Origin of the sequence: Bradyrhizobium sp. IC3123 (genome assembly GCF_020193625.1) — a bacterium.
Lineage (GTDB): Bacteria > Pseudomonadota > Alphaproteobacteria > Rhizobiales > Xanthobacteraceae > Bradyrhizobium > Bradyrhizobium yuanmingense.
On sequence record NZ_JADYVF010000006.1, the window covers coordinates 199018 to 219648 of the forward strand.

Annotated in this window: 18 protein-coding genes; 3 read left to right on the top strand and 15 right to left on the bottom strand. The window is 64.6% G+C overall.

Annotation, left to right across the window (positions count from 1 at the left end):
- Positions 1–28: 28 nt before the first annotated feature.
- From I6F20_RS21560 to I6F20_RS21615, 12 genes are all read right to left on the bottom strand, one after another.
- Positions 29–2353, bottom strand: coding sequence for a mechanosensitive ion channel domain-containing protein (locus I6F20_RS21560; protein ID WP_225127731.1), 2325 nt, complete (start codon positions 2351–2353; stop codon positions 29–31).
- A gap of 767 nt (positions 2354–3120) precedes the next feature.
- Positions 3121–4158, bottom strand: coding sequence for a patatin-like phospholipase family protein (locus tag I6F20_RS21565; RefSeq protein WP_225127733.1), 1038 nt, complete (start codon positions 4156–4158; stop codon positions 3121–3123).
- A complete protein-coding gene (locus I6F20_RS21570; protein ID WP_225127735.1) occupies positions 4155–5084 on the bottom strand; it encodes a polyphosphate kinase 2 family protein in 930 nt (309 codons plus the stop codon). The genes I6F20_RS21565 and I6F20_RS21570 overlap by 4 nt, the downstream gene beginning before the upstream one ends.
- Positions 5044–6063: a branched-chain amino acid ABC transporter permease gene (locus I6F20_RS21575; RefSeq protein WP_036025024.1), complete on the bottom strand. Its 1020-nt coding sequence runs from the start codon at positions 6061–6063 to the stop codon at positions 5044–5046. The genes I6F20_RS21570 and I6F20_RS21575 overlap by 41 nt, the downstream gene beginning before the upstream one ends.
- Positions 6060–6941 (bottom strand): branched-chain amino acid ABC transporter permease, encoded by an 882-nt coding sequence (locus I6F20_RS21580; RefSeq protein ID WP_109145936.1) that lies wholly within the window; start codon positions 6939–6941, stop codon positions 6060–6062. Before I6F20_RS21580 ends, I6F20_RS21575 begins: the two co-directional genes overlap by 4 nt.
- A gap of 5 nt (positions 6942–6946) precedes the next feature.
- Positions 6947–7651: an ABC transporter ATP-binding protein gene (locus tag I6F20_RS21585; RefSeq protein WP_225127737.1), complete on the bottom strand. Its 705-nt coding sequence runs from the start codon at positions 7649–7651 to the stop codon at positions 6947–6949.
- 3 nt (positions 7652–7654) lie between these two features.
- Entirely contained in the window at positions 7655–8422 is a 768-nt protein-coding gene (locus tag I6F20_RS21590; protein ID WP_036037489.1) for an ABC transporter ATP-binding protein, read from the bottom strand.
- 12 nt (positions 8423–8434) lie between these two features.
- The gene (locus tag I6F20_RS21595) at positions 8435–9757 is read right to left on the bottom strand and encodes an ABC transporter substrate-binding protein (protein ID WP_225127739.1); all 1323 of its coding nucleotides are present in this window, start codon (positions 9755–9757) and stop codon (positions 8435–8437) included.
- Between the two features lie 93 nt (positions 9758–9850).
- On the bottom strand, positions 9851–10555 hold the full coding sequence (locus I6F20_RS21600; RefSeq protein WP_036006647.1) for a hypothetical protein: 705 nt from the start codon (positions 10553–10555) through the stop codon (positions 9851–9853).
- Positions 10556–10585: 30 nt separating this feature from the next.
- Positions 10586–11611 carry an ABC transporter substrate-binding protein gene (locus I6F20_RS21605; RefSeq protein ID WP_036006644.1) on the bottom strand — a complete coding sequence of 342 codons (1026 nt, stop codon included), beginning with the start codon at positions 11609–11611 and terminating at the stop codon, positions 10586–10588.
- A gap of 152 nt (positions 11612–11763) precedes the next feature.
- Positions 11764–12552, bottom strand: coding sequence for an ABC transporter permease (locus I6F20_RS21610; protein ID WP_036006641.1), 789 nt, complete (start codon positions 12550–12552; stop codon positions 11764–11766).
- Positions 12552–13370 carry an ABC transporter ATP-binding protein gene (locus I6F20_RS21615; protein WP_036006639.1) on the bottom strand — a complete coding sequence of 273 codons (819 nt, stop codon included), beginning with the start codon at positions 13368–13370 and terminating at the stop codon, positions 12552–12554. Before I6F20_RS21615 ends, I6F20_RS21610 begins: the two co-directional genes overlap by 1 nt.
- 279 nt (positions 13371–13649) lie before the next feature.
- Between I6F20_RS21615 and I6F20_RS21620 the strand changes: the two genes are divergently transcribed.
- Positions 13650–14432: an ATP-binding cassette domain-containing protein gene (locus I6F20_RS21620; protein WP_225127741.1), complete on the top strand. Its 783-nt coding sequence runs from the start codon at positions 13650–13652 to the stop codon at positions 14430–14432.
- On the top strand, positions 14429–15985 hold the full coding sequence (locus tag I6F20_RS21625; RefSeq protein ID WP_225127743.1) for an ABC transporter permease/substrate-binding protein: 1557 nt from the start codon (positions 14429–14431) through the stop codon (positions 15983–15985). The genes I6F20_RS21620 and I6F20_RS21625 overlap by 4 nt, the downstream gene beginning before the upstream one ends.
- Before the next feature lie 70 nt (positions 15986–16055).
- Here I6F20_RS21625 and I6F20_RS21630 read toward each other — a convergent pair whose 3' ends face one another.
- A complete protein-coding gene (locus tag I6F20_RS21630) occupies positions 16056–17768 on the bottom strand; it encodes a sulfatase-like hydrolase/transferase (RefSeq protein ID WP_225127745.1) in 1713 nt (570 codons plus the stop codon).
- Between the two features lie 210 nt (positions 17769–17978).
- On the bottom strand, positions 17979–18632 hold the full coding sequence (locus I6F20_RS21635) for a TetR/AcrR family transcriptional regulator (protein WP_225127747.1): 654 nt from the start codon (positions 18630–18632) through the stop codon (positions 17979–17981).
- A gap of 105 nt (positions 18633–18737) precedes the next feature.
- Here I6F20_RS21635 and I6F20_RS21640 point away from each other — a divergent pair, with 105 nt between their 5' ends.
- Positions 18738–19358 (top strand): hypothetical protein, encoded by a 621-nt coding sequence (locus I6F20_RS21640; protein WP_225127749.1) that lies wholly within the window; start codon positions 18738–18740, stop codon positions 19356–19358.
- Between the two features lie 226 nt (positions 19359–19584).
- On the opposite strand, the gene ilvC is transcribed toward I6F20_RS21640, so the two are convergent.
- On the bottom strand, positions 19585–20604 hold the full coding sequence (gene ilvC / locus I6F20_RS21645; RefSeq protein WP_036006621.1) for a ketol-acid reductoisomerase: 1020 nt from the start codon (positions 20602–20604) through the stop codon (positions 19585–19587).
- Between the last annotated feature and the right edge of the window lie 27 nt (positions 20605–20631).

The following is a 20631-nucleotide window of genomic DNA, read 5'->3' on the forward strand; positions in this document are numbered from 1 at the left end:
ATAAAGGCAGGCCGGAATTTGGGACTGCTTATCCCGCCGCCCGCCGGGGCGTCAGATTGGCAGCGCTGTCCGCCGGCGGCGCGATGTGCATCAGGATGGTCTGCACCGGCGATGCGACCTCGATCCCGTTCTGCTGGAAGCGCAGCTTCATGCGGCGGTTGAATTCGCGCTGGACCGGCCAGCGGCCGGCCTCGGTGCAGCGGATCTGCCCGACGATCGACACCATCGCGCCATCGACTTTGTCGACGCCCCACAGCTCGAGGTCGCCGCGGATGAGCGCGCGGAAGTCCGCTTCACGGCGCATCTCATCGACGATGTCCTTGAGGATCTGGCCGGCGCGGTCGGTGTCTTCCTTGTAGGCGACGTTGACGCTGACCGAGGCGTTGCCGGCGCCGCGGCTGGCATTGGTGATGGTCGTGACCGCGCTGAACGGCACGATGTGCACGGCGCCGTCGCCCGCGCGCAGGCGGATGGTGCGGATCGAGACGTTCTCGACGACGCCCGACAGCCCGGACACACTGACGGTGTCGCCGACCTGCACCGTATTCTCCAGCAGCAGGAACAGGCCGGTGATGAGATCCTGCACCAGCTTCTGCGAGCCGAAACCGATCGCAATGCCGACAATGCCGGCGCCCGCGAGCAGCGGGGCGACATTGACGCCGATCTCGCTCAACGCCGTGAGGCCGACGATTGTCGCGATCAGGCAGAGCAGCGCTGTGCGCAGCATCGGCTGGAAGGTGCGCAACCGCGCGGCGCGGGCATAGTGCCCGTCCCGCGACAGCGTATTGATCTGGCGGTCCAGGAGCGCATTGCTGGCTTCCCAGATCGCCGCGGCGATGAGCACGGCAAGGCCGATGGTCACCACGGCCGAGATCAGCCGGCTGCCGATCTGGCCGCCATAGAACCAGACGATCGCGTCCACGCCCCAGACCTCGAGCACCGCCACGAAACCGATGAAGGCGATCACGCCGGATACGATCCTGCGGAGCAGCGGCAGATAGCGGTTGGCACGGATCTCGAGGCCGGGAAAGCGCTGGAGGATCTCCGGCTTGATGCGGAAACCGCGATCGATCAGGCTCAGCGTCAGCATGATGACGACACGTGCGACCAGCGCCACTACGATGGTGCCGACGAAATATTGCAGCAGCAGCGAATAGCCGTTGCGGATGTTGAGCGCCCACACCGCCCAGAGCGCGAGGTCGAGCGCGATGGCAAGATAGTGCCAGCCGCCGGCGACGCGGTTGCGCAAACGAGCCGCGATCCCCTGCCGCTCGGCCGGGGCGCGGATGGCATCGGCGACCTGGCGGCGGCATTGCAGGACGATGACGGCGATGAAGAGGTGCACGACCAGCATCACCATGCGCAGCAGCGCGGCGTAGCCGGCGCGGTGCAGGCCGAGCAGCAGCGCCACATTGGCAAAGGCGATGCCGGAGATGCCGACGCCCACGATACGGCGCGCCCAGATCTCGACATAGGCGGCGGTCTCCGCGCGCACCGGAAACAAGCCGAACGGCCCCGCCAGCGCCCGAACCAGGCAGATGAGCCCGCGCGAGAACGCATAGGCGTTGACGACGGCGAGGATCACGAGGCGGACGGTTGTCGGTTCTCCAATCTCCGTCCCGAGCAGCGCGGTGGCGACGCCGACGAAGACGAGCACGGGAAGCAGCTCGAGCACGAAACGGCCGAACACGAAGGGCAGGCGCAGCATGATCTGCCAGACCCGCGCAAGGCTGTGACGTCGCTCCTGCATTTCAGGTGCAGGCGTAACGTCGGCGACTGACGATGGCGGATCGGCAAGCGGCAACGCGGGTGCCGGCAGGCGCGCGGTTTGCGGCACGCGTCCCTCCAGGAACGCGACCGGCCGGCGGATCAGGCGGAAGATCACCCATTCGGCCAAGAGGGCGCAGCCGAGCACCAGCGCAAGCTTCCAGGCGATCTCGAGCAGAAGATTGTAAGCCGCGGGATCGTTCGCGGTGCGCACGATCCAGTAGTAGAACGCCGGAAAATGCGTGAGCGTCCGCGCGATGCCGGCGATCTCACGCGAGATTTCGCCGATCTCCTCCGAGACCGTCAGCATGAGCTGCGCACCGAGGCCGTCGGCCGAAAGCGGGATCGGCGAATTCGGCTGCGGCGCGGCCTGTTGCGGACCAGACGCGTTGGCGATTGCACGGAGCGTATCGATCATCTGCGCGCGCTTCTTGTCGTCCTGAAGCGTGTCCAACGCACGCTTCGCCTCGTCCGGCGATAGCGCCGCGGCACCGTTCGCGGCCGGCGCATCGGCGCGGGCGCAGGAGAGAGAAGAGATTGCAAGGAAAAGAGCGGCGAGAAGCGCCGGGACAAGCTTTTGCGACACGCAGATTCCCTGGAAAAGTGAATGTGCTCGCAGGTAGCGTGGCCGCCACCGCCGAAGCACATCCGTCATGTCGGATCGGCGCTATTCGCCCCCCGCCTGTGTCGGAAGTTGGCCTTTGGGACGACATTCTCTTGGCATTTGCCGCAATGCAGGATCGGGAGCTGATGTCCCGTCAGTGCGCGCAAAGACCCGTTTGCGGATCGACCAGCAGGATTGAGACGAGCGGGGTGTCAAAAAAAATTGGTGCGGCGGCCTTCACGGCCATCCGACACGATCAAAATACAGCGCCGGGAAGGTAGGGGCTTTGCCTCACTGATGCAGCCCGCTAAACCTTGTCCCGGCGTGCCGTTCGCGGTTTCCGCCGCTATGCGATAGTCCGAACGAGCTCCATCGCAATTAACGCGGCTGGATTTGCGGAGGTGGTGTCATAGACCTCCCCTTGCTCATGAGGTGGACGTTGCGCGTCGCTTGTTTGCGACCATTGGCATGGTCCCCCTGCGACACAAAACTGTCAAGCGGGATCAATGATCTGACGATCACATTTGACGATCCGAGTTCCGCTGTGCAAATCGCTTCCGCGCGAGGTGAGGGATTTCCGAAGGCAGCCGGCATGGTGACATCATGCCCCTGTTTTGCCCGACGATGCAAACGAATTTCGTTAAATCCGCATTGCGGATGATGGGAGTCGATAAGCCATTGATTCCGCTATGCCCGGCTACTGTGCATGGGGTTGTTTTCACACTTTTGCTCGATGGCCACCCGGCCATTTAGAGAAACATCTCCGCGAGGTCGACCGTCGAGGCCTTTCCGATCTGGTCGAAGTTTCGCGCCAGCCAGTTGCGCGCCGCCGCGCGGCCCTCATCGCGCAGGCGGCACAACAGGCTCCATTCGGGGTGGAACTGCGTGGCCGTGCCGAGCTGCGACATCAGCGCGTCGTTGCCGATCCAATGCATGTACATGCGGCTGTGCTTGTTGCTGTCGAGCTCGCCGTCGTCGATCAGCCGGGTGGCGAAGGCGATCGCGCGCATCTCGCGCATCAAAGACGAATTGAAGCTGATCTCGTTGATGCGGTGGAGGACATCGGCGGCACTGGCCGGCAGCTCGTCGCGCCGGATCGCCGTCACCTGCACGATGACGACGTCGTGACTGCCTTTGCGGTAGATTAACGGATAGATCGCCGGATTGCCGAGATAGCCGCCGTCCCAGTAATGCTCGCCGTCGATCTCGACGGCCTGGAAATAGGGCGGCAGGCAGGCCGACGCGAGCACGGTGTCCGCCGTCAGCAGCGGGCTCTGAAACACCTTGATCTTGCCGGTGCGGACGTTGGTGGCGTTCAGAAACAGCTGCGGCGCCTCGGGCGACGAATTAAGCCGGTCGAAATCGATCACGCGCTGCAGCAGCGCGCGGAGCGGATTGAACTGAAAGGGATTGAGCAGGTTCGGCGGCAGCGTGTGTGTCAGCGTATGGATGAAGGCGTGGACCGGATGATATTCCGGCGGCAGCTTCAGGGCCTGGATCCACTGGTTCAGCGGCGACATCAGATCGTACGCCATGTCCATGCGCGACACTTCGTACCAGAACGCGTGCAGGCTCTCCCGCGCGGCCTCCGCGCCTCCATGCGCCATGCCCGAGGCCATCGCCACCGCATTCATCGCGCCGGCACTGGTCGCGCTGATCGCCTCGATCGCGAGCCTGCCGTCCTCGAGCACCTGGTCGAGCACGCCCCACACGAAGGCGCCGTGCGCACCGCCGCCCTGGAGCGCGAAGTTGACGTTCTTGCAGTTCGTGGTCCCGCCGGCTGTCACTTTGCTTGCCTCTTGCCTCCCGTGCCTTCTTTCTCCAGCGCCTTGCGCACCTGCTTGAACTCCTCCAGCGAGGCCTTGTCGGCACGGGGGAAGCGCAAGTCGAGCTTTTCCAGCTCGGCATTGATCACCGAGCCGATCACGACGCGGGCGAACCATTTGTGGTCGGCGGGCACGACATACCAGGGCGCATGGGACGTCGCCGTGTGCCGGACGATGTCCTGGTAGACCGCCTGGTAGCGCGGCCAGAGCGCACGCTCCCTGATGTCGTCCATGGAGAACTTCCACTGCTTGGCCGGATCGTCCAGCCGCGCGAGGAAGCGCTCGCGCTGCTCTTCCTTGGACAGGTTGAGGAAGAACTTCAGCACCACGGTGCCGTTACGGCAGAGATAGCGCTCGAAGGCGGAGATGTCCTCGAACCGCTCCTTCCAGATGTTCTTGGTGACGAGCTTCGGCGGCAGCTTCTGCTTGGCGAGAATCTCGGGATGCACGCGCGTCACCAGGCATTCCTCGTAATGCGAGCGGTTGAAGATGCCGATATGGCCGCGCTCGGGCAGCGCGACCGCATGACGCCAGAGGAAGTCGTGGTCGAGCTCCTTGCTGCTCGGCGCCTTGAAAGCCGTGACCTCGCAGCCCTGCGGATTGATGCCCTCGAAGATCGCCTTGATGGCAGAATCCTTGCCGCCGGCGTCCATCGCCTGGAATACGATCAGGAGCGACCAGCGATCCTGCGCGTAGAGCTTCTCCTGAAACGCGATCAGCCGCTTCTTGTTGGCGTCGAGGATCGCGAGCGCCTTCTCCTTGTCGAGATCGCCCCTCTCGTCGGTCTTGTGGTCCTTGAGGTGAAACTTGCCCGAGCCATCGTAGCGAAACGGCGTGATGTAGCGGTCAAGCTCCTGGGCGAGCGACTTGGACGGCTTTTTGCTCATGAGCGCGGGGCACCTTGCGTTGCAACTTCAATCGGTCGAGCAAGCTACCAAGGATGCCCTTGGGAAGGAATATGATGAAAAGCACGAGCAGCACGCCGTAGACGAGATTGTCCCAGCCGACCGCCTTGGTGCCGAAACCGATGCGCAGCGTTTCCGCCAGCAGGATGGTGATGATGGCGCCGACGGTCGGACCGAGCGAGACGAACAGCCCGCCGACGATCGCGGCGAACACCATCTGCAGCGAGACCGCGATGCCGCTGACCGTGTCGGGCGTGATGAACATCTGGTACTGGCAGTAGATCGCGCCCGCCAGAGCCGTCATCAACGCGCTGAGCAGCGTGATCTTCAGCTTCTCGGCGGTGACGTCGACACCGGCCGCGGCGGCGGCGTCCTCGTCCTCGGAGATCGCCTCCAGCGCATAACGCGCCATGCTGCGGTCGACCCAGTGCCAGACCACGATGCCGAACAGCCAGACCGCAAGCGCGATCAAGTACCAGGTGGTCTTGTCGTCGAATTGCAGCGCCAGCAGCCTGTTGCCGGACGCGCGGTTCGGGGTGTAGCCGAGCGAGCCGCCGGTATAGTCGCGCGTCGCGGTGATGACCTGGAGCACGATGCCTGACAGCGCCAGCGTCACCAGCACGAAATAATGCCCGGTGATACGAAAGCGAAAGCAGGGATAGCCGACGATCATCGCCAGCGCGCCGGCCGCCGCCATGCTGATGGGAATGCCGATCCAGGGCGACAACCCTGCGTGATTCCACAACAGCGCCGTAACGTAAGCGCCGATCCCCATGAAGCCGCCATGGCCGAGCGAGACGAGGCCGAACCTCCCCATCATCGACCAGGACGTATAGGCGAACGACCAGATCAGGATCAGCACCAGGATGTGCAGATGATAGGGATCGCGATAGACGAAGGGCAGCGCGACCAGCGCCGCCAGCCCCACGCCCCATGCAGCAAGCCGCCCCTGCCCCATCATCGGCGCCTCGCAAGCAGGCCCGCGGGCCGGATGAACATCATGACGATGAAGAACGCGAAGGCCAGCACATAGCCCCATTCGAGGTCGGAGAACAGGCCCCCGAGCGAGATGATCTCGGCGAACACGAAGGCGGCGATGAAGCCGCCGATGAAATTGCCGAGGCCGCCGAGCACGCAGATCAGGAAGGTGATCGGCCCGAAGGACAGACCGACGAAGGGATGCACGTCGTATTGCAGCACCAGGAGGCAGGCGGCGAGGCCGGCGAGCGCACCGCCGAGCGCCGACGTGATCAAGTAGATCCGCTTGGTGTCGACGCCCATCAGCGCCATGATCTGCCGGTCCTGTGAGATGGCGCGGATCGCAGTGCCGGTGAAGGTGCGCGTCATGAACAGATAGACCGCGACCATGCCGACCAGCGCGGCGGCGAACGAAAGCAGTCGTGCGTAGCTGAAATTCATGTCGCCGAAGGCGAGCACCGGCAGGCGGATGCCGAGATTGCGGAAGTCGATGCCGAAGGCCACGGTGGCAAAGCTCTGCAGCACGAACAGCACCCCGCCGGTCGCGAGCAGCTGGTTGATCGGTGGCGCGGTCAGCAGCGGCGCGATGACGAGGTAGTGCAGCGCCGCACCAAGCACGGCGACCAGCAGGATGGTGAGCGGGGCGGCAACGAAATAGCTGACGCCGTAATACTGCACCATGAAATACATGCCGTACATGCCGATCATGACGAGCTCGGCGTAGCAGATCCAGGTCACGTCGATGACACCGAAGATCAGGTTGAGCCCCAGCGCAAGCAGCGCCAGCACGCCGCCGAGCAAGATGCCGTTGATGACGGCCTCCAGCAGGTAGATGTCGAATACGTCCAGGAACGCCTGCATGCCCATCATACCCCGAGATAAGCTTCCTTGACCGTGTCGCTCGCCAGCATCTCGGCCGAGGTGCCGGACGCGCGGATCGTGCCCGCCTCGATCAGATAGGCGCGATCGACCACCTTCAGCACCTGCTGCACGTTCTGCTCGACGATCAGCACCGTCAGCCCGCTGGCGCGGATCCGCTTCACCAGCTCGAACACCTGCTGCACCACCACCGGCGCGAGCCCCGCCGAGGGTTCGTCGAGCAGCAACAGTTTCGGATTGGACATCATCGCGCGGCCGATGGCGCACATCTGCTGCTCGCCGCCGGACATGGTTCCGGCCATCTGGTGACGGCGTTCCTTCAGGCGGGGGAACAGGTCGAACACCACCTCCAGCTGCTCGGCGTAGTGGTCCCGCGCCTCCTTCATGAAGGCGCCCATCTTGAGATTGTCGTCGACCGTGAGCTGCGGAAACAGCCGCCGGTTCTCCGGCACATGCGCAATGCCGAGGCTGACGATCTTGTGCGACGGCGTCGCGACGAGGTCGACGCCCTCCATCCTGATCGATCCGCGCGAGGGACGGATCAGGCCGGAGATGACGCGCATCAGGGTGGTCTTGCCGGCGCCGTTGGGGCCGATGACGCCGACGGCTTCGCCGGCCTTCACGTCGAGGTTGACGTCGAACAGCGCCTGGAAGGTGCCATAGCCAGCATTGAGGCCGCGAAGCTCCAGCATCACCTAGCCCCCTGCGCGGCGGCGCGCTTCGGCGGCCGCGGCCTGCGTGGTCTCGGCGTCGGTGCCGAGATAGACCTCGATGACGCGCGGATCGCCCGCGACCGCGCTCGGCAGGCCTTCCGAGATCTTCTCGCCGTGATCGAGCACCATGACGCGGTCGACCACGCGCATCAGGACGCCCATGATGTGCTCGACCCAGATGATGGTGATGCCGAGCTCGTCGCGGATGTTGCGCAGCATGTCCGCAGCCTGGTCCATCTCGGCCTCGTCGAGACCGCCGAGGCTCTCGTCGGCGAGCAATAGCTTTGGCGCGGTGGCGAGCGCCTTCGCCAGCTCCAGCTTCTTCAGCCCCGCTGCGCCAAGCCCATCGACGCTAGCATGGCGATCGGTCGGCAGGCCGACCATCGCCAGCGACCGCTCGGCCGCCTCCTCCGCCTTGGCGCGGCTGTGGCGGCCCTGGCCGTAGAAGCCGGCAAGCGCGACGTTCTCGAAAATGCTGAGGCGGCGGAACGGCCGCGGGATCTGAAAGGTTCGACCGATGCCGCTGTTGATGATCCGGTGCGGCGCAAGGCCCGCAATCTCGTGCCCGGCGAACAGGATCGATCCGGAGGTCGGCGCCAGCGTGCCGGACAGCATGTTGAAGATCGTGCTCTTGCCCGAGCCGTTGGGACCGATCAGGCCGAGGATCTCACCCTGATCGACCCGGAACGAGACGTTGTTCACGGCGGTGAAGCCGCCAAACCGCTTCACCAATCCGCTGACTTCCAACACCGCAGAACCCCGCTATTGGTTGCTATAGGTGGTGCCCTTGGGCAGCGGCAGCACGGCCTCGCGCTGCGCCTGGCTCTTGGGCCACACCACATAGGACTTGTCGTCGACGTATTGGATCACGACCGGGAACGAGCGCTCGTTCTGGCCGGCCATTGGCGAACCCTCGCCGTGGAATTTGACGCCGAAGCCGAGCATGGTGCCGCCTTCGGGTATGTCGGTGTCCAGTGCTGCCTTGCGCAGGGAATCGGGATCTACGCCGCCATACTTCTTGATCGCTCGCGGCAGCACGTCGTTCAGGAACAAATAGGTGTTGGACGCAGCCATGCCGACATGGGCCGAACGGATGGCGACACCCGGCTTGCGCTTGTCGAACTCCTCGCCGACCGCCTTGATGATCGGCGGTAGCTTCGGATCCATGCTCTTCTGGTTGGCGAGCCAGATCGAGATCGGATCGGTGTTGAAGACATAGTTTACGTCGGCGCCCAGGCCTTCCTTCAGCTTCTCATAGACCCCGTAGCCGGCGCCATGTCCTACCAGTGCGCCGAACTTCAGCCCTTGTTCGCGGGCTTGCCGGAGCAACAGGGTGATGTCGGGATTATAGCCGGTATGGAACACCACATCCGGCTTGGCCCGCTTCAGCTTGGTGACCAACGCAGACAGATCCGGGGCCGTCGCCGAATAGCCCTCTCTGAGCACGATGTTGAAACCGGCCTTCTTGGCACCGGCCTCGTTGCCTTTGGCAACGTCGACGCCGTAGGCGCCGTCCTCGTGGATGATGGCGACCCGCAGGTCCTTCGGGTCCTTGCCCAGCTTTTCCTTCGCGTTCTGCGCGATGAAGTCCATCGTCATCATGCCGAACTGGTCGCCAGAGGCCTGCGGTCGAAACACGTATTTGTAGTTCTTGTTCTCCAGCACCGCCGACGAAATGCAGGTCGTGATCCACATGAACTTCTTCAGCTGCTCGACCCGCGCGGCCACCGGCACGCATTGCGCCGAGGAGAAGAAGCCGAGCAGCATGTCGACCTTTTCCTGCTCGATCAAACGGATCGCTTCATTGATGGCGATATCCGGCTTGCTCTGAGCATCGGCATAGATCGCCTCGATCTTGTAGCCTTCGACGTCTTTCGTGCTGTACTGATCCAGCATGATCCTCGCGCCGGTGTACTGAAGCTCCGAACCGCCGCCGGCGAGCGGGCCAGTCAGATCGTAGATGACGCCGATCTTGAGCTTTTTCTCTTGAGCCTTGTCTTGGGCCGCGGCAGACACCGCCAAGCCCGTCGCTGATATCGCGACCAACAGCCCACGTACCAAGCGGGCAGCCATGCGCAGGCGCATTAAAACCTCCCTGGACGATTTGTGCATTGCATTCTTGGTGCAATTCTTCGGCCCATCACATGGGCTGCGCGCGGCGATGTCAAGCCTCGCGCATCAGCGCGCTGCGAACTGCTGCTCGACGAAGGCCGTGACAAATCGCGGCATGGACGGCCTGAGATCGCTGGTCCCGCGCACGAGATGAATGGCGGACAGCTCCGGCTCGATCTCGCGCGCAAGGTTGGCTTCGATCCTGGCGCGGGCCGCATCGCCCGGCATGTCCAGGTTGATGACCTGCAACATTGCGATCGTGGGGCCGGTAACCACGCAATGCCAGCCGGGCTGGATCCGATAATCGGCCGCGGTCAGGCCGGTCTCCTCGCCGAGCTCGCGGACGACGCTGCCGGGGATGTCGAGCGCGCCGTCCCTGACGTCGTCGAGATCAGGCGTTCCCGAGGGGAAATAGATGCGGCCCGCATTGGCGGTGTGGGGCGCCATCTCGCCCATGATGAAGGTGCCGTCGGAGGCGCGCAACGCGCCCATGCCAAAGCCGTTGAACACGGCCTTGTCGGGAAAGCCCCAGTCGCGCCAGGCGAGAAAGCTTGCGAAATCGGTCTCGAAATAGGTCGCCCTCAGGTAACCGTCGCTGAACACAGCGTCGCGCCCGAGCAGGATGCGGCCGTTCCAGATCTTCGGCCGCTCGCGCTGCTTCTCGGCGAAATGCGCCGCGATCTCGGCGCGGCGCTCCTCGGCGAACGGCCAGACGATCGGCCGCACGGCAAGATCGAGCGTCGCGACGCGATGAATGACCGGAGACTTCATGACGGGTCGGTTACCACGCCTTCGCGTCGGCTATTTGACGCTCCCGGTGGTCTTCTTGGCCTGCTCGACGAATTTGTTGGTGAAGGTCTTGCTGACGTCGATCTTGGCGTTCGCCACCTCGGGCGAGCCGACGCTGAACACTGCAAGCACGGCGTCGGCACCCTTCGGGTCCATCTTGCCGGTCTCGGAATACATCGGGATCGTATTCTTCAGTGCGGCAAGATAGAGATCCTTGTTCTTGCCGACGGTCTGCTCGGGCATCTTCGCCATGATCTCCTCCGGCGTATGCGAATGGATCCAGGCGAGCGTGGCGAGGATCGCATTGGTGAGCGCCTGCGCCTCCTTCTCATGGCCGTTGATCCAGGCCACGGTCGAATACAGCGCGCCGCCCGGATATTCGCCGCCGAACGTCTCCAGCGTATCCTTCTGGGTACGGGTGTCCGAGAGGATACGCAGATCCTTGTGGCTGCCCTGCAGCACGGTCACGGACGGATCGAGCATCACTGCCGCGTCGATCTGGCCCTGCTCCATTGCGGCCACCGCAGTGGCGCCGAGGCCCACCCCGATCACGGCGACGCTGGTGGGATCGAGCCCGTTCTTCTTGAGCATGTATTTCAGGAAGAAGTCGGTGGAGGAGCCGGGCGCACTGACGCCGACCTTCTTGCCGGCGAGATCCTTGACCGACTTGATGTCGTTGGTGCGCGAGGGCGCGACCACCAGGACGAGGCCGGGATAGCGGTCATAGACCACGAAGGATTGCAGCTCCTGCTTCTTGGCGGCGAGATTGACGCAATGGTCGAAATAGCCGGAGACCACGTCGGCGCTGCCGCCGAGCACGGCTTTGAGCGCATCCGAGCCGCCCTTGAGGTCGACGAGCTCGACACTGACGCCGGCCTTCTCGTATTCGCCGAGCTGCTTGGCCAATACCGTCGGCAGATAGCACAGGCAGGAGCCGCCGCCGACCGCGATGGTGACCTTGCTTTGCGCCGCGGCAAGCGAGGTGGTGAGCGTCAGCGCGAGCAGTGCGCCGGCGAGCCTGGCAATCGTGTTCTTCATTGGTTTCCTCCGTTCGGCCGCCGGCACCATAGAGCAGCGGGCCTGGCTTGAGAAGCTCCGCCTGAGCGGGCTGGCCATCAGCCCCTCGGCGCAATAGCGGTGCCCAACACACGTCCGCGATCGCATCGACGCGATCAAAATAGACCTGCTTCCTACCCCCGCCCGTCCGACGCGGCCGGCCGCCACACCAGGAGGCGCCGCTCCACCAAGGTGACGCCGAAATCGATCAGGATGACGAAGGCCGACAGCACGAACATGCCGGCGAACACGCCGGCGACATCGAAGATGCCCTCGGCCTGCTGGATCAGATAGCCGAGCCCGGCCGCCGATCCCAGATATTCGCCGACCACCGCGCCGACCACGGCGAAGCCGACGGAGGTATGAAGCGACGAGAACATCCACGACAGCGCCGACGGCCAATAGACATGCTGCATCAGCTGCCGCTCGCTCATGCCGAGCATGCGGCCGTTGTCGAGCACGGTCCGGCTGACCTCCTTGACGCCCTGATAGACGTTGAAGAAGACAATGAAGAACACCAGGGTGACGCCGAGCGCGACCTTGGACCAGATGCCGAGCCCGAGCCACAGCGCGAAGATCGGCGCCAGCACGACACGCGGCAGGGCGTTGACCATCTTCACATAGGGGTCGAACACCGCGGCGACCAGCGGCTGGCGCGCGAACCAGAAGCCGACCAGGACGCCGCCAAGCGATCCGATCACGAAGGCGAGGATCGATTCCGCGAGGGTGATGCCGAGGTGCTTCCAGATCACGCCGGAGGCGAACCATTTCACGATCTGGCTGAACACGTCCAACGGGTTGGAAAAGAAGAACGGCGGCAGCAGGATCTTGCCGAACACGGGAACGGTCGACAGCACCTGCCACAGCACCAAGCCGACGACAGCGACCAGGATCTGCAGCGCAAACAGCGTCGTGCGCGACATCAGACCACCTCCGCCGCCTGCGTGGACTGTGCGTACCCCTTCATCACCTCGTCCTTCAGCACGCTCCAGATCTCGCGATGGAGCGCATGGAATTCCTTGTCGAGGCGCACCTCGAAGATGTCGCGCGGGCGGGCCAGGCCGACGCGCCAGTCACCGATGATGCGCGAGGACGGCCCCGCCGACATGATCACGACGCGGTCGGCGAGCGCGATGGCTTCTTCGAGATCGTGGGTGACGAACAGCACGGCCTTGCGGTCGGCACTCCACAGATCGAGCAGCAGATTGCCCATGACCTGGCGCGTCTGCGCATCGAGCGGCCCGAACGGCTCATCCATCAACAGGATCTTCGGATCGCGGATCAGCACCTGCGCCAGCGCCACGCGCTTGCGCTGGCCGCCCGAAAGCATGTGCGGATAGCGGTTCGCGAAGGCGCCGAGGCCGACGGCGGTCAGCCATTTCTGCGCCTGCGACAAGGCCTCCGTGCGCGGCGTGCCCTTGACCTCGAGTCCGATCGCGACATTGTCGAGCGCAGTCTTCCAGGGGAACAGCGCATCAGCCTGGAACAAATAGCCGGCATCCCGATTCAGCCCCGCCAATGGCTGGTCGAAAATCCTGACGCTGCCCGCGGCGGGCTTGAGCAGGCCCGCCGCGACGTTGAGCAGCGTCGATTTTCCGCACCCTGTGGGCCCGACAATGGCGACAAACTCGCCCTGTGCCACCGCGAGATGGGCCTTCTCCACCGCCGTATAGACCCGGCCGTCCCCCAGCCGGAACGCAACCTTGGCATCTTCCAGCGCCACTGCCGTGGGCGTCGTCATGTGCTTCCTCCAACTCAGGCCGATGCCTTAGCCGCTCGTGCGGCCAAGTTCAATCAAGCCGCCAAGCGTGCTACGCATGGGGACTTGCCGTGCTCTCACCCTCCCCTGGAGGGGGAGGGTCGGTGCGCATGAAGCGAAGCGGAATGCGAACCGGGGTGGGGTGGACGGTTTCTCCGCGTCGAATACTGCCCGCGTCGACAGATCACCCCACCCCGCTCGCGCTGCGCGCGATCGACCCTCCCCCTCGGGGAGGGTAAGAGAAAAGAGAGCTCTCCCACGATGTCTTACAAGCTGGCGATCAGCTACCAGCACGTCACCAAGCGCTTCGGCTCCCTTGCAGCCGTCGATAACGTGTCGCTCGACATCGCCGAGGGTGAGTTTGTGGCCGTCGTCGGCGGCTCGGGCTCGGGCAAGACCACGCTGCTGCGGCTCGCCAACCGGCTGATCGAGGCCGATAGCGGCACCATCACCGTCGAAGGCGAGGACGTGCGGAATGTCGATCCGGTCGCGCTTCGGCGCCGGGTCGGCTACGTCTTCCAGAGTGGCGGGCTGTTTCCGCATCTGAGCGTCGCCGACAATATCGGCATCACGCCGAAGCTGCTCGGCGAGCCGGCTGCGGCCGTTGCAGGGCGCGTCGACGAGCTGCTGGAGCTCGTGCAGCTCGACCGCGCAACGCATCGCGACCGGCTGCCCGAGGCGCTCTCCGGCGGCGAGCGCCAGCGCGTCGGCGTGGCGCGGGCGCTCGCGGCAAGGCCCCGCATCGTGCTGATGGACGAGCCGTTCGGCGCGCTCGATCCCCTCACCCGCGATGCGCTCGGTGACGATTATCGCGCGCTGCACCGCAAGCTCGGCCTGACCACCGTGATGATCACCCATGACATGACCGAGGCGATCCTGCTCGCCGACCGCATCGCAGTGATGCGCGGGGGACGATTGCTCGCACAGGGTACGGCTGCGGAGCTCTCGAGCAGCAGCGACGATTACGTGCTCGAGCTGTTGCGTACCCCGCGGCGCCAGGTCGAGCGGCTGAATGCGTTGCTGCCGATGGGCGGTGCGGCATGAGCCTCTTCACCGATCCGCGCTGGGGCGAGGCGCTGTCGCATCTGCCGGACTACCTCGGCAACCATGTGCAGGTGAGCCTCGCCGCCCTCGCGCTTGGCCTCGCCGTGAGCCTGCCGCTGGCGATCCTGACGCGCAACCGTCCGGCGCCACGCGGCATCCTGCTCGCGTTGGCCAGCATCGTGCAGACCGTACCCGGGCTGGCGCTGCTCGCGCTGTTCTATCCGCTGCTGCTGCTGGCTGCTTCCGTCACGGTGGCTTGGTTCGGAATATCCTTCTCCGCGTTCGGCTTCCTGCCGGCGATGCTGGCACTGGCGCTGTATTCGATGCTGCCGGTGCTGCGCAACGGCATCACCGGCCTCAACGGCATCGATCCCGCGCTGATCGAGGCTGCCGAGGGCGTCGGCATGACCGCGCGGCAATCGCTGCTGATCGTCGAGCTGCCGCTCGCGCTACCGGTGATGATGGCCGGCATCCGCACCGCGGCGGTGTGGGTGATCGGCACCGCGACGCTGTCGACGCCGATCGGGCAGACCAGTCTCGGCAATTACATCTTTGCCGGCCTCCAGACCCAGAACTGGGTCTTCGTGCTGTTCGGCTGCGTGGCTTCCGCTCTCCTCGCGCTCGCAGTCGACCAGTTGCTTGGGCTGATCGAGAGCGGCCTGCGCCGCCGCAGCCGCGCGCGCAGCGGCCTCGGGGCGCTCGGAATCGCGGCGCTGGTTGCAGCAACGCTGGTGCCGACCATGGGGCGCTCGTCGTCAGGCTATGTGGTTGGCGCCAAGACCTTCGCCGAGCAATATGTCCTGTCGGCATTGATGAGGGACCGCCTCGAGGCGGCGGGCCTCTCGGCGGCCGCACGCTCCGGCCTCGGCTCCAGTGTGATCTTCGGGGCGCTGAAGGCCGGCGACATCGATCTCTATGTCGACTATTCCGGCACGCTCTGGGCCAACCAGCTGCATCGCACCGACATCAAGCCGCGCGCAGAACTGGTGGCGGAATTGAAGACGGCGCTCGCCAAGGACGACATCACCCTGCTCGGCGAGCTCGGCTTCGAGAACGCCTATGCGCTGGTGATGCCAAGACGACGTGCCGATGCGCTCGGCATCCGAACCGTCGCCGATCTCGCCGCACATTCGGCCACGCTGTCGATTGCCGGCGACTACGAGTTCTTCTCGCGGCCCGAATGGGCTGCCCTGCAAAAGGCCTATGGGCTGCAGTTCCGCGCCCAGCGCCAGATGCAACCGGACTTCATGTATGCGGCCGTCGCCAGCGGCGAGGTCGACGTCATCGCCGGCTACACCAGCGACGGCTTGATCGCCAAATACGAGCTCACGGCGCTCGACGACCCCAAACGCGCGATCCCGCCCTATGACGCCATCCTGCTGCTTGCGCCGAAGCGCGCCGGAGACGAGCGACTGCAGGCGGCGCTCAAGCCATTGCTCGGCAAGATCGACATCGCCACCATGCGCGAGGCGAACCTGCGCGCCAGCGGCAATGATGCGAATTCATCGCCCGATGCTGTGGCGAAGTGGTTGTGGGAGAAGATCAAACAGTAGGTCCGCCGCCGCTTGATGAGCACCTCAGGGGTGACGGTCGAGGAGTTGCGTCCGCGATCCAAGCGAGAGGCTACAGCCCCCGGATCATCCCCGCGTCGATCAGCAGCCGGTTCAGCCGCCGCGCCTCGGCGCCATCCTTGCAGCCGTAAAAGATGCCTTTGCAGCGGAGCATGATCTCCTTCTGCTCGGCAAAGGACGGGTCGAGCGGGATGCCGGCGGCTTCCTGAACCACCAGCGGCAGATAGGGACCGTCAATCGTGTCCATCACGGCCTGGCTTCCGACCGGTTCGAAATTGATGGCGTCGATGGCATAATAGGTCGCGTAGAGGCGCGGATCGTAGGCGTCGAGCTTCTTGCCGATGGCGCCCTCGTCGAGCCCGGGCTCCAGGATAGCAGCCGCAAACTCCGGCTGATGATCGCCGTAGCGCACGATCAGGAATGGCTCGCCGGGAAAGGTCTTCTTCAAACCGGCAACGAACGCCTTGTACTGTTCGGCGCTCATGGTCTGGCGGCGCAGATATTCATCGATGGACGGCACATTGCCCGGCGCGCGCCAATTCGGCAGCAGATCGGGACGGAAGCGGGTCTCCCAGGGGAAGTGGTTGGCACCGAGATAGATGAAGGCGAACAGCGGCTTGTTCGGCGGCTGCTGGCCGATCAGCTGAAGCGCCTTGTCGTAGAAGAAGCTGTCGGGCTCGACACCCTTGGCGCCCAGATCCTTGGAATCGAGGAAGCGCTCGATTCCCGTCGTCATCTGGAAGCTGCGCGCGCCCATGAAGCCGCCATGGGCGGGATAGAGCGACAGCGTGTCATAGCCGCAGCGGCGCAGCGCCAGCGGCAGGCCGCGCTCGACCCGGTTCGAGGCGATGCGCGTGACGAAATAGGCGAAGCGGCCGAATGAACGCGAGGAAAGCCCTGCGAGCACGTTATACTCGGTGAACCAGCTCGGCCCGCCATTGCTCTCGGCGAGGAACGTGCGCTGCTTGCCGTCCCACGATTTGAAATAGTCGCCATAGCGCGGCGGCACCTTGATGCCCTGGGCGGCGCGGATGTCGAAGCTCGATTCATCATGGATCATGATGATGTTGGGCCGGCGGCCAGCCGGGTGGCAGGCATCGACCAGCGGCATGTTGAGCCGCTCGCCGGTCGAAGCAGACGCCTCCATGAAGCCGTATTGCGCAAAATCGGAGACGGCCGTGACGCCCGAGCGGAAGAATTTCGAGAGATAGCCGTCGTCGTAATAGCCGCGCCAGGCCTCGTCCGGGTGATAGAGCGAATAGCAGACCAGGGCGGCAAGGCAGGCGAGCTTGCAGGCGAGCGCCGGCAGGCGGCGGATGCGGAACGGATCGAGCCACCACAGCGCATACATCAGCGGCAGCGTGACCAGACCGGCCAGGATCACCGACCAGCGTAAGTTCGGGAAGATCGTGAACAGGAACGCGACGGAGTCGCGGTCGATCATCATCAGGTCGATGAAGTTGACCGTCATCTGCACGACGTCGTGCTTGAGCCGCGACAGCAGCACCAGCACGACCACCATGGTCAGCGACAGCGCACCCGACAGCGCGGGGCGACGCAGCAGCGTGATCCAGAAGAAGTTGAGGATGCCCCAGGCCAGCGCGAAGGACAGGCGCGAGCCGAAATCGGTCTCGGTCTCGTACATCAGGGCGAGTGCCGCCAGATGCGGCGCTGCAACCGCGAGCAGCCGCCAGATGCCGAGCGCGGCGACGCTCGCCAGCACGGCCGTCGTGGCAGAAGGACCTGGATTGGGCGCGGACGCCATCGACGACACGCAACTTCTGGTCCGGCGCGGTGATGCCAAGCCTGGCTGGCCGACCCAAAAACAGCCAGGGCGTCCGGAGCAGCCGGAAGCCTGCACCGTGTCATAAAACTGTAACGGAATGATCAAGGAGAGGCAACGCGCGGCGCGGTCCGACCTTCGCTTAATGTTAGCGGGCTGCGCCGTACGGCATCGACCAGAGCCGCTGGCCCGCTAGGGCTTTGCGATACCTGCGATGAACAGGTCGATCACCCCCTCCGCCATCCGCTCGATCTCGCCCTCCCCGACGCCCCAGCGCGGGAAATGGCCGTCGAGATTCATCCGAGCGAAACCGTAGACGAGGGCGCGCCCGGCGACCTGGATACGCTTGAGGTCGGCCGACCGCAGCAGGCCTTGCTCTGCCGCGTCGACCAGCATCTGCTCCGTTAGCGCGATCAGCTCGGCGTTGTCTCGTGTCAGGTCCGGCGAGCTGCCATGGGCAAAATAGCGCCCGGTCGAGATGATCTCGAAATGCGCGGGATTGCGCATGGCCCAACGCAAATAGGCGAGACCGAAGGCGCGGAAGCGGGCGAGCGGGTCGGCGGCCGGAGCCTCGCGCAGCGCCGCATCGATCTCGACGCGAAAGCGCCGCTGCGCCTCCTCGGCCGCGGCCGCCATGAGCGCATCGCGGTTGGGAAAGTGTCGGAACGGCGCCCCCGGCGACACCGCGGCCCGGCGCGCGGCCTCCCGCACTGAGACTTCGGCGCCTTCCGCTGCGAGTTGCAGCGCAGCATCGATCAACACGCGGCGGAGGTCGCCGTGATGGTACGGCCGGGCTTCCGTGGCAGGGCGGCGGACGCGCGGCTTGGACGGCTGACGAACAGGCATGGATCCTTCTAGCCTCACCCGAACGTGAATGTAAGCAATGATTACACAGTTGACGGCGCATTCACGCCAAATGTAATCGATGATTACATAGAGAGGGAGGTCGCCATGTTCGAACGTCGAAGCTGGCTCGAAGGCTGGCGCCTGCTGGCCGTTCTCTGCGTGAGCCTCGTCGCACTCAGCCTATGGATCGCCTCGATGCGGCAGTTCGAGGTCGAGGGCGTTCGCACGGTGATCCGCTTCACGGCGCGAAGCTCGCTCCTGTTGTTCTGCCTCGCCTTCAGCGCCGCGGCGCTGGCGCGGCTGTGGCCCAATGCCTGGACGCGCTGGCAGAAGCGCAACCGCCGCTATCTGGGCCTTAGCTTCGCGGCCTCCCACGCCATCCACGCGGCGGCGATCATGACGTTTGCCGGGATGGATCCGGCCGGATTTGCCGAGGCCACCTCGGCAGCCTCCTACGTCTTCGGCGGCATCGGCTACGGCTTCATCATCGCAATGGGCGCGACATCGTTCGACCGCACCGCCGCACTGATCGGCCCGCGCGCCTGGCGGGCCCTGCACCTTGTGGGCGGCTATTACCTCTGGCTCCAGTTCATGGTCTCGTTCGGCAAGCGCGTGCCGACGATGCCGCTCTATGCCGTCTTCCTGCTTCCGCTGCTCATCGTGCTGGCGCTGCGCATGATTGCGATGGCCCGCGATCCGCGTGGGCAGACCGTCCCGGCGGGCTGATGCGACGCCGTATTTGGCAGGAGCCGAGCCGCTCAACTGCGCTTCAGGCCGCGGAAAGAATGAGCGAGCGATGTCTCGCCGAGACGAAAAGAGCGAGACCGCTGTTTGCGATCTCGCTCGACCATAGCCGCCAAGGTCCAAGATTTGGCTTGGCGAGCGAAGCTTGAATTTCGCTCGTCATTCCGGGGCGCGCGCTGAGCGCGAACCCGGAATGACGGCACAGACGTCAGTTCTTGCTCTTGTCGACCAGCGCGCCCTTCTTGATCCAGGGCATCATGTCGCGCAGCTTCGCGCCGACTTCCTCGATCGGGTGCTCGGCGAGCTTGGCACGGGTCGCCTTGAATGAGGTCTGGTTGACCTTGTTCTCGAGCATCCAGTCGCGGGCGAACTTACCGCCCTGGATGTCGGCCAGAACCTTGCGCATCTCCTTCTTGGTCTCGTCGGTGATGATGCGCGGGCCGGTGACGTACTCGCCGTACTCGGCGGTGTTGGAGATCGAGTAGTTCATGTTGGCGATGCCGCCTTCATAGATCAGGTCGACGATCAGCTTCACTTCGTGCAGGCACTCGAAATAGGCCATCTCCGGCGCATAGCCGGCTTCGACCAGAGTCTCGTAGCCGCCCTTGATCAGCTCGACCAGGCCGCCGCAGAGCACCACCTGCTCGCCGAACAGGTCGGTCTCGCACTCTTCCTTGAACGTGGTCTCGATGATGCCGGCGCGGCCGCCGCCGATGGCGGAGGCGTAGGACAGGCCGAGGTCGTGGGCGTTGCCCGAGACGTCCTTCGCAATTGCGATCAGGCAGGGCACGCCGCCGCCGCGCTGATATTCCGAGCGCACGGTGTGGCCGGGGCCCTTCGGCGCGATCATCAGCACGTCGAGGTCGGCACGCGGATCGAGCAGGTTGAAGTGAACGTTGAGGCCGTGCGCGAACACCAGGGCAGCGCCCTTCTTCATGTTGTCGTGCAAGTGCTCGCGGTAGATGTCGCCCTGGAGCTCGTCCGGGGTCAGCATCATGACGAGGTCGGCCCATTTGGCAGCTTCCGCAACTTCCAGCACCTTGAAGCCGGCGGCTTCCGCCTTCTTCGCCGAAGCCGAACCCTTGCGCAGCGCAATGGCGACTTCCTTTACGCCGGAATCCTTCAGGTTGAGCGCATGGGCGTGACCCTGGCTGCCGTAGCCGACGATGGCGACCTTCTTGCCCTTGATCAGGTTCAGGTCGGCGTCGCGATCGTAATAAACACGCATAGGTCGTTTCCTCGTTCAGGGCCGAAA